Here is a 15,032-nt window from a genome sequence, read left to right on the forward strand (position 1 = left end):
TTACCAATGCGGCTTCCTCCCTGCGGCCCTGCCCGAACCATTGCTCCTGGCAGGTGAATTTTCTCCTTTCCGGTTTTCCCCGGTATCCTAAACCGGACATCAGTGAAATTACGGAGGTGGCTGTATGCTGCTCGATCGATTTTTTGAAAAAGGCCGGCAATTCTTAGGTTGCCGGGTGCCTGTCATGTGCGGTGCCATGACCTGGGTGAGTGATCCCCAACTGGTCAGCCACATGGGACGTTGTGGCGGGTTCGGCCTGTTGGCCGGCGGCAACGCCCCCGTCGATGTGCTTGAAAAGGAGATCGAAGCGACCCGCTCGCTCTCGGACCATCCGTTCGGCGTCAACCTGATCACCATTGCGCCGGCCTACCAGTCGCAGCTGGACATGGTGTGCGAGATGGGATGCCGCGTGGTCGTTTTTGCCGGTTCCATACCCAGGGAAAATGAAATTCAACGCGCCAAGGACAGCGGGGCACGGGTAATCTGTTTTGCACCGACCGAACAGCTGGCCCTGAAGCTGATCAAAATGGGGACCGATGCACTGATTCTGGAGGGGTCCGAAGCCGGTGGCCACATCGGTCCGGTGTCGCTGACCGTCCTGATCCAGCAGATCCTTTTCAACGTCGAGTCCGTCCCCATTTTTGTCGCCGGGGGAATCGCCACCGGCCGGATGATGGCCCACCTGTTGATGATGGGGGCGGCAGGTATCCAGATGGGCACGCGCTTCGTCATGTCCGAAGAGTGTGCCGTGCATGCCAAATTCAAAGAGACCTTCCGGCGGGCCAAGGCGCGCGATGCCGTTGCCACCCCCCAGTTTGACAGCCGCCTTCCGGTGATTCCCGTTCGCGCGCTGAAAAATGTGGGAACGAATGAATTCGGGAAACTGCAGTTAAACCTGATCAGAAAACTCGAAGACAACACCATCGATCGCATGGAAGCCCAGTACGAGGTGGAACGGTTCTGGATGGGGGCCTTGAAAAATGCCGTGGTTGACGGCGATATGAAAAAGGGATCCCTGATGGCCGGCCAGAGCGTGGGCCTGGCGGACAAAATCCTGCCGCTCCAGGGCATATTCGATGAACTGATCAACGATGCAGAGGATGAGATGCAGCGGCTTTCCAGGCGATTTGCCGGCTGAAGCGCTCCCGTTTCCCTGCCCGGCCGTTGCGATATGCGGTTGACATCCCGTCCTGAATCTGGTTAACCATTCTTCATTGAAAGGTTAACCAGATGGACGCCAAACAGAAGATTGTAACCATTTTAAGTCAGGCCAGGGATGTGGTCTCCGGTGAAACGCTCAGCACGGAGTTGGGCGTCAGCAGGGTCTCCGTCTGGAAACACATCAAAGGCCTCGTCCAGTCCGGCATACCCATCGTATCTTCCCCCAAAGGTTATTGTCTGCCCCGTGATCCAGACTGCCTGATGCCATGGGCATTCGATGAATGGCGGGACCGGATCCGTTATTTTCCCGAAACCACCTCCACCATGGATGAAGCCATGTCCCTGGCGCGGAAGGGGTGCCCCGATTTTACCGTGGCGGTGGCCCAGCGCCAGACCTGCGGACGGGGGCGCATGAAACGGATCTGGTTGTCTGCCGACGGCGGTCTTTATTTCACCGTCGTGGTTCGGCCGGATATTCCCATCATGATGGCCGGTCTGGTGAATCTGGCGGCGGCCCTCGACATGACCGAGCAGTTGAGGGCTTTGTATCATGTCGATGCACACGTCAAGTGGCCCAACGATATCCTGGTCGGCAACCATAAGATCTGCGGTGTGCTGTCCCAGATGGAAGCCGAAGGGGATCAGGTCGCCCATATGAACATCGGTGTGGGACTTAACGTCAACAACGCCCCGGAAACCGAAGAGCCCATCGCCGTTTCACTTCGAACGCTGATGGGGCGGACAGTGCCGCGGCGCGAGATCCTGACGGCTTTCCTGGAAGCGTTTGAGCGGCGGATCCGGGCCTTTGATCCCCATCAGGTGATCGACCAGTGGCAATCCTGCAATGTGACCCTTGGCCGCAAGGTAAGGGTGTTTACCGTCAAGGATCGGGTTGAGGGCACCGCCGAGGCGCTGGATGAACATGGGGGCCTGGTCCTGCGACTGGCCGACGGGAGCCGCCGGACCGTGGTATATGGAGACTGCTTTCACCGATAATCGGCAGGTTCTTACTGAAATGTCAACTTGCGGCCCAGGCCGGCGTTCTCGCGTTTTCACCATCCCCGACGTAGCGCTGCCGCGCCTGCGGTTTCGAAAACGCTGCGGCCTTGACCTGAACCACCATCTGACATTTCTGAAATAATATCAGGGAGTCAATGATGATTCTCAAGATTTTCCTAAAATATTGGGAGGACGCGTCCGGCCCCCTTGAATCCTTGAACCCTCGACCCCTTGAACCCTTTCTCAAATAACCACCGTAAGGAGAAACACATAATATGGATGCATCCGCCCGACAATTGAAACGCATGGTCTATGCGGCCCTCATGGCTGCCCTGACGGCTGCCGGCGCCTATATCGCCATTCCCATCGGCCCGGTGCCCATTGTCCTGCAAAACCTGTTCGTCATGCTGGCCGGACTGTTGCTGGGAGGCCGCTGGGGGCTGATCAGCGTGGGCGTTTATCTGCTGGCCGGCGCCGTGGGCCTGCCGGTCTTTGCCGGCGGTACCGGCGGTATCGGTAAATTCGTCGGCCCCACCGGCGGGTACCTGCTCGGATTTGCGGCCGCCGCCTACCTGGTCGGTATCATTTCCGAAAGGGGGCACGGGCGGTTGGCCGTCGATATCCTGGCCATGGTGGCCGGTACCCTGGCCGTATACGCCTTCGGGGTTTCCTGGCTCAAGGTGGTTACCGGAATGAGCCTTTCCAAGGCGGCTGGCGTGGGCATGCTGCCCTTTCTGATCGGCGATGCATTGAAAATTGCCGCTGCCATTCCCATCGCCCGGGCGCTTCGGCCCATGATCGATGGGCATTTTGGCGTCGTGCGGGCGGCTGGATAAACCGTGTCCATCATAAGCACCGCCAACCTCTGCCATCGCTTTGCCGATGGCACGCAGGGGCTCCAAAATGTAAGCCTCTCCTTCGAGGAGGGAGAATTCACCGTCATCGCCGGTGCCAACGGCTCGGGTAAAACCACACTGCTGCGCCACCTGAACGGCCTGCTTTTTCCCGAATCCGGGTCGGTGACCGTTTGCGGCAAGTCGGTTAAAAAAGATCCCCTGGCGGCCCGCCGGCAGGTGGGAATGGTTTTTCAGGATGCCGACAGCCAGATTGTCGGAGAAACGGTTTACGATGACGCGGCTTTCGGTCCGGAAAACCTGTCATTGGGGCGGCAACAGATCGACCGGCGGGTCCAACGGGCGCTGGCTGCGGTTGATCTTTCGGGGTTTGAAAACAAGCAGCCCCACCATCTGTCCGGGGGTGAAAAACGGCGCCTGGCCATCGCCGGGGTGCTGGCCATGGCCCCCCGTGTGCTCCTGATGGACGAACCCTTTTCCAACCTTGATTTTCCGGCCACCAGCCTGGTGCTCGACCAGATTCTCGAACTTCATAAAAGTGGCCATACCATCATCATTACCACCCATGACCTGGAAAAGGTGGTCGCCCATGCCCAGCGACTGGTGGTCATGGCCAACGGTCGTGTGGTCGAAGATGGTCGTCCGGCCGAGGTGATGGCGGGTATCGCGCGCTACGGCATCCGGCCGCCATGTTCCGTGCAGCTGGGCAAAGGCATCCTGCCATGGGTGAACTGACCACCATCGGTTTTTCTCCCGGCGATTCGCTGCTTCACCGGTTGGATCCGAGAACCAAACAGGCCCTGCTCATGGGCTTCAGCATGATGAGCCTCATGGGGGGGCTGGTTTTTTTGACGTCGCTTTCCGCTGTGATGATATGTTGCCTGAATGTTGCCGGATTACGTCCGGCCCGCCTGCTGGCTGAAATCCGCTATTTTCTTTTTTTTCTCTTCTTTGTCTTCGGGCTGCGATCGGTCACCTTCGATCATGGATGGGTGCCATCCATCTCTTTGGACCTGGCCGAAGACGCGTTGGTGGTCTGCTGGCGGCTGCTGCTGGTGGTGTGCATGGGGATCGTATTGATGGCCACCACCCGGACCGCCGACATCCGCGCCGCCCTGGTCTGGTTTTTGAGGCCGATTCCTCTCGTGAATGAAAGAATGGCCGCCACCATGGTGGGCCTGGTGGTGCGGTTTCTTCCGGTCATTCTTTTTCAGGCCGCTGAAATTTCCGATGCCCAGCGTGCCAGGGGGATCGAAAGGCGCAGGAACCCGATGGTCCGGCTCATGAGGTTCACCATCCCTTTGTTCCGTCGCGTGTTTTTAAGTGCCGACGAACTGGCGGTGGCCATGCAGGCCCGGTGCTACCATGAGCACCGCACCCTTCCGGAACTCGTTTTTAAACGGCGCGATGCCCTGGCCGCGGGGGCCGCGCTGCTTCTTTTTCTGACCGTGTTCTTCCCTTGAGTGAAAGCTTGCAGAAATTGTGTGCTTCCGGTTTATGGCCGTTGCCCGGCACACCCTGCGGACAGTGCTGCGGAATATCGGTATACCAAGGTTTGACACCGCATGGGCGGTGTTGTAAGGCATAGCAGCGAAAATCGACGGGTTCGTAAAAAAGCCGATATCTGCGTTACGCTTCATCCCTCGTCATTGCGGAGTACCGTCAGTACGCCTCATTCCTCGGGATTCGCAAGCCTTGATCTCGGCTTTTTTACGAACCCGTCGGAAAAGCGACTTCTAAGGAACTAATCAGAACTGGGTCGTTTTTCGTAGGAGCGGCTTCCAGCCGCGATGCATTCTGGACAATCGCGGCTGGAAGCCGCTCCTAGTGCGCCCGTGAGCGCACGATGTCAAAGAGGTGCAAGTCCTCTTCAGGCCTATCGCTCTCCGGGCCTGTAACCGAAGGTAACTGCGTCGCCGTGAGGCGGGGTGGGAAGCAACCGGAGGTGAACGACCAGTCCGTAGGATGACGAACTCGATTCGGCCGGGCGTTGCCGGCGAGCCTGCTTGGAGAATGGCGAAGCCTCTACCCGAAGAAAGGGGACCTGCCGAGCTAAGGGGTAGCGTGTTAAAGCTGGGACAGGGGGACGTCAGGTGGTTGGAGATGGAATGGTCGGAAGGCGTCGTGGGTAAAGCGGGGAGACCTGTCTGTGGGGTGATGTGGACAGGAGTCAGAGCCTTCATAGTACTGCAGCGGCGACTGTCGTGAGAAGCGCGGAGAGCAAACCCGTGCCGAGGGAAGGGAGGCAGGAAGGTGGATGTGTGAAATCCAGTAACAGGCAATGCACAAGCTACGTGTCGCCAGTGTCCCGTCGCGGCGGGACTAAACAAGGCACAGAAACCCGAAGTTGGGTGGAAGCCTCGATCTGGACAGAGCGCATGTTGGCGGCGCTGGAAAACGGCGTCAAAGGAGGCACATGGTTCAGCCTGATCGACAAGGTTGCCCGTCAGCGAACCCTTGAAATCGCGTGGCAGAAGGTCGCCGCAAACAAGGGGTCGGCAGGTGTGGACGGCCAGAGTATCGAACGGTTTGGGTACAAGGCGTCGGCTTACCTTGAGGAATTGTCGGAGTCGTTGAAATCGGGAACCTATCGCCCCCAGCCGGTCAAGCGCGTGGAGATCCCCAAGGGACCGGGTAAGACCCGCCCACTGGGAATTCCGGTGGTCAAGGACCGCATCGTGCAGACGGCGTTGAAGTTGGTGATAGAACCGATTTTCGAAAAGGAATTCGAGGAGACGAGCTTTGGCTTCCGACCGGGGCGCGGTTGCAAGAGCGCCCTTCGAGAGGTGGACCGCCTGATTAAGAATGGCTGCACCCATGTCGTGGATGCGGACCTGGCGAGCTACTTCGACACCATTGCCCATGACCGGTTGATGGCGCTGGTGGAAACGCGCATCAGCGACGGGCGGGTTCTCGACCTGATTCACGGGTATCTCAAACAGGATATCATCAGCGAGCTCAAGCGATGGACGCCGATTGGTGGCACGCCGCAAGGTGCGGTTATCAGCCCGCTGTTGGCGAACCTGTACCTGCATCCGCTGGACCGTCTGATGCGGTCCAAAGGGTACCGCATGGTGCGTTATGCCGATGACTTTGTCGTGATGTGCCCGAGCCCGGAGACGGCTCAATCGGCGCTGGCCGTTATAAACGCCTGGGTAGCGGCAAACGGTCTGACCTTGCATCCGGACAAAACCCACGTGGGGGATTGCACGGTACCGGGGCAAGGCTTCGAGTTTCTGGGATATCGGTTCGAGGCTGGAAGACGATGGGTCCGCCGCAAAAGTTTGAACGCCTTGCGGGATCGCATTCGGACCAAGACCCGGCGCACGCGAGGAAACAGCCTCAAACACATTATTGAGGACCTGAACCCGATGCTGCGTGGGTGGTTTGGTTATTTCAAACATGCGAATTCCAATGAGTTCAAATCGGTCGATGGATTTATCCGTCGTCGGCTTCGATCGGTGCTACGGAAACAGCAGAAGCGTCCTGGAATGGGTCAATGCCGTAAAGACCATACCCGCTGGCCGAATGCTTTCTTTGCTGAGCGTGGGCTTTTCACCATGACCGAAGCCCATGCACTGGCAAGCCAATCACGATGTTGAAACCACCGACTGGAGAGCCGTGTGCGGGAGAACCGCACGCACGGTTCGGAGGGCGGGGAGGGCGACGGCCCTTCCCGACCCCTATCGCCTTTTCGGTTCCTTTCGGATATTGGGTCATGCAGGGGCCTGAAAAGCTTTATACGAAATCGAGGCTGAGTGTTTCCGACAGGGCCGCTGGCCCTTTCAACAAGGAGTTCTGTTGTGAAAATAGTCATTGTCGGTGCCGGGGAAGTGGGATTCCACATTGCCAGCCGCCTGGCGCTGGAGAACAAGGATGTGGTGGTTATCGATTCCGATCAGCAGGCCTTGAAACGGCTCACTGAAAATGTCGATGTTCAGACCCTGGCCGGTTCGGGGAGCAGCCCCACCATCCTCGAGACCGCCGGTATCCGGGAAGCTGAGATCATTCTGGCGGTCACCGATTCCGACGAGGTCAACCTGGTGGCCTGTCTGGTGGCCGATACCCTGTCTCCCAGCACCAAGAAACTGGCCCGGCTGCGGGGGGCGGATTTCGACCGCTACCATGATGCCTTCAAGACCAGTGCACCCCATATCGATACGGTGATCAACCCCGATATCGAGGTGGTCCGGACCATCGAACGGCTCATGAGCGTTCCGGGAGCCGTGGACGTGGGGGAGTTTGCCGACGGCCGGATTAAATTCGTCGGCGTCTATCTGGAGCCCGGTTCCCGCCTGGCGGGCGTTCGGCTCGCCGACCTGCCCGCTGTTCTGAAAGACGAGCGGCCGCTGATCGCCGCGGTCGTGCGGGACGACCAGTTGATCATCCCCAAGGGGAACAATCACCTGCGTGCCGGGGACCTGGTCTACTTTATCAGCGAAGAAAAAAACCTGTTCAACCACCTTTCCATCTTCGACAAGCACGCCACACCCGTAAAACGCGTTATGATCATCGGCGGCGGGCGGATCGGTTATCGCCTGGCCAAACAGCTTGAGGCCCGGTCGCTTTCCTGCAAGGTCATTGAAAACCGGGCCGCCCGGTGCGATTTCCTGGCCGAGCGTCTGGATCGAACCGTCGTGCTCCATGGCGACGGATCGGACCAGAGCCTGCTGGTGGAGGAAAATATTCATGACACCGATCTGGTGGTGACCCTGACCAGCGACGAGGAAACCAACATCCTGGCGTCGCTGCTGGCCAAACGGCTGGGTGCCGCCAAGACCATCACCCAGATCAATAAATTCAGCTATTTTTCCCTCATGTCCACCATCGGCATCGAACAGGTGGTCAGCCCGCGGCTGTCGGCCATCAACTCCATCCTGCAGCATATCCGCCGGGGAAAGGTGCTGTCGGCCATCTCCATCAAGGGGGAAGAGGGGGAGGTGATGGAGGCCCTGGCCCTGCCCACCTCCGACATCGTGTCCAAACCCCTGAGAAAGATTGCTTTCCCCAAGGGGTCCATGGTGGCCGGGATCATCCGCAGGGAAAAGATCATCATTCCCACCGGCGAAAGCATCATCGAACCGGACGACCGGATCATCATTTTTGCGACCCGTGAAGCCATCCCCGGCGTCGAAAAGATCCTGGCCGTGAAACTGGAGTACATTTAAATGCGTTGGCGTTATATCCTGAACACCGTCGGGGTGCTGACCCTGTTCTTCGGTGCTACCATGGTGCTGCCGCTGGCCTTCGATCTGTTTGCCATGGATCGCAGCCTGATGCCGATGGTCAAAGCCATGGGGGTCACCCTGGCTGCCGGCGCCATCCTGACGCTGATCTTCAGGCACGAAAAGACCGAAACCATCAGCCAGCGGGAGGGCATGGCCATTGTGGCCGTGGGATGGACGGCCATCGGCCTGTTCGGGGCGCTGCCCTTTTATTTCTCCGGCGCCCCCTTTTGTTTTGTGGATGCGTTCTTCGAATCCGTTTCCGGATTTACGACCACCGGGTCGTCGATTCTGACGGACATCGAGGGGTTGAGCCGGGGGCTGCTGGTCTGGCGCAGCTTTATCCAGTGGCTGGGGGGAATGGGTATCATCGTCCTGTCCATCGCCATCCTTCCGTTTTTGGGGGTGGGCGGCATGCAATTGTACAAGGCTGAAGTGCCCAGCCCCGTGCCGGACAAGCTCAAACCCAGGATTCGTGACACCGCCGTCGTCCTGTGGAAGGTATACGCCCTGTTCACCGTGGCCGAAGCAGCGCTGCTGATGGCCGGCGGCATGAGCTTTTTCGATGCCCTCAACCATGCCTTCACCACCATGCCGACCGGCGGGTTTTCTACGAAAAACGCGTCTGTGGCCCACTTTGACAGTGTCTACATCGACGTGGTCATTACCGTTTTCATGCTTCTGGCCGGTATCAACTTCTCCCTTCATTATCAGCTCCTGAAGGGGCGGCCACTGGCCTTCTGGAAAGACTCGGAATGCCGGTTTTATCTGGCCATGTGCCTGATCCTGACCCTCGTGGTCGGGTTTAACATCTACCAGACGGCCTATGCGAATGCCGGTCAGGCCTTGCGCTACGCCGCCTTCCAGGTGATCTCCATCGTGACGACCACCGGGTATGCAACGGCCGACTATGAGATGTGGCCGGCCATGTCGCAGACCATCATCTTCCTGTGCATGTTCGTGGGCGCGTCGGCCGGGTCCACCGGCGGCGGCATGAAGTGTCTGCGCATCATGCTCTGCTTCAAGTATTGCTACAAAGAGCTTTTTGCCATGATTCACCCCCGGGCGGTCACCCACATCAAGATCGGCGGGAAAGCCGTGCCGGAAGATGTTGTCAGGAGCGTTCTCGGTTTTCTGGCGCTTTACATGGCCCTGTTTGCACTGTCCACGGTGCTGCTGGCCGGCATCGGGGTCGATTTTGTCACCGCCCTCGGGGCCGTTGCCGCCACCATCGGCAATATCGGGCCGGGGTTCGGGCTGGTGGGGCCGGTGGAAAATTTTTCCCAGATTCCCTATTGGGGAAAATGGCTGCTGTCGTGGTGCATGCTGCTGGGCCGCCTGGAAATATACACCCTGATTATTCTGGTCGTGCCTGAATTCTGGCGGAAATGACGGGGGAAGAAACGGATGCGGGGGGGGGCGGATGGGTGACGGGAGTGCCTGCTACGACCATCATCCGGGCCCCTTTTTATGGCCGCTGGGTCACGAATGCGCGATTTCGCCGGTACGCATCGATGATGATCCAAAAAATTATATTTTTTCCTAAATTTCATGTTGACAAAAAAGGGGCGGGCGTGTAGTTACGTTTTTTCCCTTCGGGGCCGTTAACTCAGTCGGTAGAGTATCTGCCTTTTAAGCAGAGAGTCGTTGGTTCGAGCCCAACACGGCCCACCAGAAAAGGAAAAGCATGCGTCCCCATCGTCTAGCCTGGCCCAGGACACCGGCCTTTCACGCCGGCGACAGGGGTTCGAATCCCCTTGGGGACGCCACTTAAAAATATATGTTACATCCCTATTCAACGGCCGTTTGCACAGATCGCTACTGTGTAGGCGGCTTTTTTGTTTCAAAATTGGAAATTTGATTTCCCCCCACATTTCCCCCCTTCAAAAATAAAAAAGCCAAAGCATGGCGGCCTTATTATCTTGACCTTGCTGGGTAACGTTGTTAATTGGCAAATGTTCACTTCGCCTATTCAGACCCAGATCCATTCAAATTGTGAATAGATGGGACCAGGGAGTCATAAATATGGTGAAAATTCCTACCGATCGAAAAATATTAAAAGTTATTCACGGCCTTTACTACAAAGAGTTTTGTTCATTTGATAAAGACAAACATTCTCGTAAAACAAAAATATTCGTTCCTATTGATTGCTCTGCAATTGCAAGGAAATTGAAAGTTGACGACGATATAATTTTTGGACGGCTATACTATCATTTAGATAAAAAATTCAGATATAAGCAAGACGATGGGTCAAACGTCCATCTCTTTGCTGTAGAAGTTGGCGGGGACAAGAACGCTATTAATTTCCCTCTTTTGTCAGCAGTGGTTGCAGATCTTCAACAATCGTATTTCAGATATAATCTGCCTTTAATTATTTCAATTGTTGCTTTGGCAGCTTCCTTTTTGGTTCCATATTTGGCCTATCTTAGGCCAGCTAAAGTCATTGGTTCTATTTCTCATGTGGTTACTTGGCGTTTTAGTAGCCTTAACAATGGTAAAATAACTGATAAAAAACTCACCCCATCGTTTTGGTTGGGTAATATCGGTGCCCGACCAATTATAATTGAAGACATACGTCTGCATTTAAAAGATTCGAATGGAATTGAGTGTAATGCATACCCAGTTAATTCCGTTCCACTGGAAGCAATCAACTATTCAACTGAGTTTAACGATTATGGCAAATTGTCCCTTGGCGGGCCCTTTCAGGGATTCAGTCTCGCACCATCAGAAAAATGGCAATCTACATACAACTATAGTGTGAAGGATGACTGTTTCAAAAAGATAAGAGGACTGACAAACGTTTATGTAGAGATTAAATCTAAAGGAAAAAATATTTGGGAGGAGGTTTTAAATGATAAGTTGTTAGTGGGGAATAATGGTTTTTCCCCTGGAAGAATGTTGGGCCCTGTTGAGTCGCGACATATATATACAGAAAAATGGAAACAGCGAAAAGAATAATATTATTAGAAAATTAGAGTGACAGTCTTCTAATAGGGAAGACGAAATTACCCCATATTTTATGTAGCTTTCAGCCGCCGGCTTTTTCGGTCAATGGCTTTCAACCGTTTCCGAATCAAAAGCAACTTTCCTTTAGCTTCAAGATCAAGCATGGTCGCCCGGTCATAGTTCCCGCTTTCCCTTTCGTCTTGCGCCAGGTCTAAAAATTCAATTGCCGGCCCGACACGTATATCCAACCCGGACAAAATAAATTGCCTGCCCCAGGTTGCAAGGAATCCTCAATCCTTGACGTTGCCGGTGATCATTGATATTTGGCAAATGATCATTTCTTAAAAATTGGGTGCCTTGTAGCCCTAAGGTCAGGGGTTCGATATAATTTTTTAATCGTCCTTCATCGCAAATTGTGGCTATTTGTTAGCCAAAACCTCTGATTCTTACCTTCTAAATAGTGGAATATTGTTATGGTTGAATTACAAAAATTCAGGCTCTATGGAGAAAATGATCCACAAGTGGAGGAAAAACTTCAACCTAATCTTGAACTAAGGGGGTGGCTTGATTTAGATAAAACAGAAAAGGCCAATGCTCTCCAATATATGATTAATACGGGTTGGATTGAAAAGTATTCCAAGGAGATTCTTGGTACAATATCATATCTTAACGAACATTATTTACGAATATGTCCTGGGAAAAATTTACACAAGATACCCCCAGAGCGTGGCAATAGAAGGGGGTCGGGTAATGAATATAAAAGAATAGATGCCGCGATTATAGATTTTAAGCAAATATTATTAAGTGAAAATAGTTCAGAGGAGCTGGTCTATTTAATGTTATCTAAATTTGCTGAAAATTATATTGATGAATATCATTATCGGATTACTGAAAAAGCTGAAATAGAGGAAGAACGAGATTCCAATATTAGAGAAGCTTTTAGACAATTCGATAGATTGTCAAACTGTTTAAACCATATATTCGATCAGTTCTCATTAAATGTAATTATTACTCGGATCGGACTTATTCCAAGGCAAGATATAAAAATTACAAAAAATATTTACACACCGGTACTAAACATTCTATCCGACCCAAAATGGAAGAGTTTAAACGGTGATTTATCTATAATGTTCTCCAATTATCGTGAACAGAACTATCCTGAAGTTATTACAATGGCGCATAGATCCGTTCAGAGATTTTTACAGATATTGGTTGGTGAAGAAGGAAAAAGTGGCAAGGGAGAGATGAAGAAGCTATTCGCAACAGTAAAGACTCAAGAATTAATTCCAATCAATCGTTTCACTGAACCATTAATAAAATTTTTCCAAGGATTTATTGTTTCTGAAAGAGCTACGAAAAGTACAGCAAAACCTACGGAAATTATTGCAACGTCATCAGATGCTCTTTTAATAATGAATTTAGTTATGGTTTTTTTTGCAACATTGTTTTCATCAAATCAATTAATTAACAAAAGTCATACCAACCAGTTTAAAAAAAGCGATGCAACACGGCCCAGGCATCGCCCAGGCCGTTGTGAATTCATTTTTTACCAGCCGTGGTCAGTCCAGTGGTACGATCATTTTCCATGCCATCCTGGGTTCTAACAGTACCATATGATACACCGGATTCCGCTATGAGGCTATCATATTGAACCTCAATTATGTTTTCTTAATTTGGTTCAATTTTTTACTCTATGTGATTGTGATATTTATCTACTATTACTATAATTGACTTGATGGTTGAGCCCATTGCGACTCATTGTCCGTTTAGGCAATTATCCATACATAATTTTGTCCAATATAACGAAACTTGTAATACGGTTTGATCGGACGGTTCACTCACCTATTTACATAAAAAATACGCAAATTCAATTAGTTCAACATCAAAGGTTAGCGCTTCACCAGCCAGCGGATGATTGGCATCAATGGTCACATTCTGGTCAGTAAGACGGGTTACCGTTGCTTTGACATCATTTCCGTTATTATCCTTAACCATAACTCTGCTGCCAACTTCAAGGTCTTCGTCTTGTTCAGGTAGAACATGCAGTGGAAGTTCTGATATTAGTTCAGGTCTTCTTTCCCCTACAACTTGCTCAGGTCGCAAATGGATTGTTTTTTGTTGGCCTTCCGACATTCCAATCAGGCTTTGCTCAAAACAATCGATGAGTTTTCCTTCTCCGATGGTAAGCTCAAGAGGTTCTTTCTCTCCTGTTGTGGTAATTTCGCTTCCATCATCAAAAGAACAAGTAAATTTAATCAGGACCGTATCTCCTTTTTGTGCGTTTCGCATTTAATCTCCTTTGTCGTTTGATAAATTATATTTGCGGCAGCAATAACCAATAATAAGGTTCCGGCTGATGGGCGAATCCTTTTATTCTGTTTCACCCGTTAAAAGATGATGTTAATTCTGACGATATTGATTATAGATGTTATATTGTGTGTGGTTAATCTTGCCTTCTGACAAAATTTCTTTTTCGTCAACCTCGACGGGTTCCGTGAAAAGATCATACTCCAAGGCTTTGACAACTCCTTGGGGCGTTATCATCAATGCTTGATCATTGTCTCGGACGTCCAGATGAATAAATGCCTGGCCGGTTTTTATATTATTGCAAATTTCCATGATTAATTGCTCTCCAGATTACCATATAGTGGCTATTTTCTTTTTCATCTTCGTTGAAATGCATTCGTTGAAATCAGGTCTTAATTTGTATCACCTCCCTATCGGGTTGATGAGGGAACCCATTTAAAGACGCCAGTTCATCTTTATCGCGGCTGAACGTTGGCGCGCTTTGAACATACAGCGCAATTAGATCGGCAACAGCGACCAAGGATGACATATGTGTTCGTTCATATCCATGCGAACCGTCGATACCAAAACCAATCAGGGTGGTACGGGTATCGTTACCGGCCTCAATGGCTGAAGCAGAATCACTGCGATAAAAACGAAAGACATCCTTTATGAGGCTAATACCGTGTTCCTCACAATCGCAAGCAGTTTGCGGTTCAGGTGATAATCAAAAGGGCCACTCTGATCCATCATTCCGACCGTAGCGCAAAATTCCGTTGCATTCTGATTGGGCGCAACTGGGGCATGATCGATTACCACCATCTCGGCAACATCACCATATACCGCCGCTGATGCTCCCGAACCGACTTCTTCGAAGATGGTAAAGATCAAATGACAATCAATCGGCAGATTAACCTGCGCTTGTTTGATGGCGTTGGCGACGGTTAGCAATATGGCTACGCCAGCCTTGTTGTCCAAATGGCGGGCATTGATGAATCCGCCAGGGGATATTTCCGGCATCGCGTCGAATGCCACAAAATCGCCTACCTGAATATCGTTTCTCAGCACAGCAATGTTTTCTGGACCTTTTTCATCCACACGAATCTCCACATGGTCCCAACTGATGGGTTGGGTATCAACCTGATCACCGTAGGCATGGCCGGATGATTTTAACGGTAGCACAGTACCTCTTTTTGGACCGTTTTCTGCGAATATGGTCACCCGCCCCCCCTCCGCAAAACGGGAGGACCAGTTACCGACCGGGGCGATTGCCAAGCGTCCGCTGGCCTTCACTTTTCGAACCATGGCGCCTAAAGTATCGAGGTGAACGGCAACGGCTCGGTCCAGCGTATCTCTAATGCGGCCTTTTAGTGTTGCCCGAATGGCTCCCCGCCGGGTGACATTATGGGCAATACCCAGGTTTTGCAGTTCTTGACCAACATAATGGACAATCTGATCGGTATAGCCGGATGGGCTGTGAATATTCAGCAGTTCGATGAGTGTCTGTTTCAGGTAGCCTGAATCAATGGGAACAAGGTTCACGGTTCATTTCTCCATTCGC

The 15,032-nt window shown here is 52.5% G+C and carries 12 protein-coding genes, 2 tRNA genes and 1 pseudogene; 12 read left to right on the forward strand and 3 right to left on the reverse strand.

Annotated elements, in window-relative coordinates:
• Positions 1 to 124 precede the first annotated feature (124 nt).
• From DSCA_RS00110 to DSCA_RS00165, 12 genes are all read left to right on the forward strand, one after another.
• Positions 125 to 1,138: an NAD(P)H-dependent flavin oxidoreductase gene (locus DSCA_RS00110; RefSeq protein WP_155314517.1), complete on the forward strand. Its 1,014-nt coding sequence runs from the start codon at positions 125 to 127 to the stop codon at positions 1,136 to 1,138.
• A gap of 92 nt (positions 1,139 to 1,230) precedes the next feature.
• Positions 1,231 to 2,157 carry a biotin--[acetyl-CoA-carboxylase] ligase gene (locus DSCA_RS00115; RefSeq protein ID WP_155314518.1) on the forward strand — a complete coding sequence of 309 codons (927 nt, stop codon included), beginning with the start codon at positions 1,231 to 1,233 and terminating at the stop codon, positions 2,155 to 2,157.
• Between the two features lie 278 nt (positions 2,158 to 2,435).
• Complete coding sequence (locus DSCA_RS00120) at positions 2,436 to 2,996, forward strand: biotin transporter BioY (protein ID WP_155314519.1); 561 nt, start codon at positions 2,436 to 2,438, stop codon at positions 2,994 to 2,996.
• A gap of 3 nt (positions 2,997 to 2,999) precedes the next feature.
• On the forward strand, positions 3,000 to 3,749 hold the full coding sequence (locus DSCA_RS00125) for an energy-coupling factor ABC transporter ATP-binding protein (RefSeq protein ID WP_155314520.1): 750 nt from the start codon (positions 3,000 to 3,002) through the stop codon (positions 3,747 to 3,749).
• Positions 3,737 to 4,477, forward strand: a complete 741-nt coding sequence (locus DSCA_RS00130) for an energy-coupling factor transporter transmembrane component T family protein (RefSeq protein ID WP_167527535.1) — start codon at positions 3,737 to 3,739, stop codon at positions 4,475 to 4,477. The genes DSCA_RS00125 and DSCA_RS00130 overlap by 13 nt, the downstream gene beginning before the upstream one ends.
• 888 nt (positions 4,478 to 5,365) lie before the next feature.
• A complete protein-coding gene (gene ltrA / locus DSCA_RS00135) occupies positions 5,366 to 6,616 on the forward strand; it encodes a group II intron reverse transcriptase/maturase (protein WP_197904613.1) in 1,251 nt (416 codons plus the stop codon).
• Positions 6,617 to 6,817: 201 nt separating this feature from the next.
• A complete protein-coding gene (gene trkA / locus DSCA_RS00140; protein ID WP_155314522.1) occupies positions 6,818 to 8,182 on the forward strand; it encodes a Trk system potassium transporter TrkA in 1,365 nt (454 codons plus the stop codon).
• The gene (locus DSCA_RS00145) at positions 8,183 to 9,631 is read left to right on the forward strand and encodes a TrkH family potassium uptake protein (RefSeq protein WP_155314523.1); all 1,449 of its coding nucleotides are present in this window, start codon (positions 8,183 to 8,185) and stop codon (positions 9,629 to 9,631) included.
• Positions 9,632 to 9,837: 206 nt separating this feature from the next.
• Positions 9,838 to 9,913: transfer RNA gene (locus DSCA_RS00150), tRNA-Lys, on the forward strand.
• Between the two features lie 17 nt (positions 9,914 to 9,930).
• Positions 9,931 to 10,008, forward strand: a tRNA-Glu gene (locus DSCA_RS00155).
• A gap of 256 nt (positions 10,009 to 10,264) precedes the next feature.
• Positions 10,265 to 11,197: a hypothetical protein gene (locus tag DSCA_RS32100; RefSeq protein ID WP_174783979.1), complete on the forward strand. Its 933-nt coding sequence runs from the start codon at positions 10,265 to 10,267 to the stop codon at positions 11,195 to 11,197.
• Between the two features lie 461 nt (positions 11,198 to 11,658).
• Entirely contained in the window at positions 11,659 to 12,789 is a 1,131-nt protein-coding gene (locus tag DSCA_RS00165) for a hypothetical protein (protein ID WP_155314524.1), read from the forward strand.
• A gap of 238 nt (positions 12,790 to 13,027) precedes the next feature.
• On the opposite strand, the gene DSCA_RS00170 is transcribed toward DSCA_RS00165, so the two are convergent.
• The 3 genes and pseudogenes from DSCA_RS00170 to DSCA_RS00180 form a co-directional block, all read right to left on the reverse strand.
• Entirely contained in the window at positions 13,028 to 13,474 is a 447-nt protein-coding gene (locus DSCA_RS00170; protein WP_155314525.1) for an FKBP-type peptidyl-prolyl cis-trans isomerase, read from the reverse strand.
• Positions 13,475 to 13,585: 111 nt separating this feature from the next.
• Complete coding sequence (locus tag DSCA_RS00175; protein WP_155314526.1) at positions 13,586 to 13,804, reverse strand: hypothetical protein; 219 nt, start codon at positions 13,802 to 13,804, stop codon at positions 13,586 to 13,588.
• Positions 13,805 to 13,877: 73 nt separating this feature from the next.
• Positions 13,878 to 15,013, reverse strand: a pseudogene (locus DSCA_RS00180) (osmoprotectant NAGGN system M42 family peptidase).
• Positions 15,014 to 15,032 lie beyond the last annotated feature (19 nt).

The organism is Desulfosarcina alkanivorans, from assembly GCF_009688945.1.
GTDB lineage: Bacteria > Desulfobacterota > Desulfobacteria > Desulfobacterales > Desulfosarcinaceae > Desulfosarcina > Desulfosarcina alkanivorans.

Bases quoted from the DNA above. Each gene is read 5' to 3' on its own strand.
- DSCA_RS00120 (WP_155314519.1), top strand. From the start codon at position 2,436: ATGGATGCATCCGCCCGACAATTGAAACGCATGGTCTATGCGGCCCTC.
- DSCA_RS00175 (WP_155314526.1), bottom strand. From the start codon at position 13,804: ATGGAAATTTGCAATAATATAAAAACCGGCCAGGCATTTATTCATCTG.
- DSCA_RS00110 (WP_155314517.1), top strand. From the start codon at position 125: ATGCTGCTCGATCGATTTTTTGAAAAAGGCCGGCAATTCTTAGGTTGC.
- DSCA_RS00115 (WP_155314518.1), top strand. From the start codon at position 1,231: ATGGACGCCAAACAGAAGATTGTAACCATTTTAAGTCAGGCCAGGGAT.
- DSCA_RS00145 (WP_155314523.1), top strand. From the start codon at position 8,183: ATGCGTTGGCGTTATATCCTGAACACCGTCGGGGTGCTGACCCTGTTC.
- DSCA_RS00170 (WP_155314525.1), bottom strand. From the start codon at position 13,474: ATGCGAAACGCACAAAAAGGAGATACGGTCCTGATTAAATTTACTTGT.
- DSCA_RS00130 (WP_167527535.1), top strand. From the start codon at position 3,737: ATGGGTGAACTGACCACCATCGGTTTTTCTCCCGGCGATTCGCTGCTT.
- DSCA_RS00165 (WP_155314524.1), top strand. From the start codon at position 11,659: ATGGTTGAATTACAAAAATTCAGGCTCTATGGAGAAAATGATCCACAA.
- DSCA_RS32100 (WP_174783979.1), top strand. From the start codon at position 10,265: ATGGTGAAAATTCCTACCGATCGAAAAATATTAAAAGTTATTCACGGC.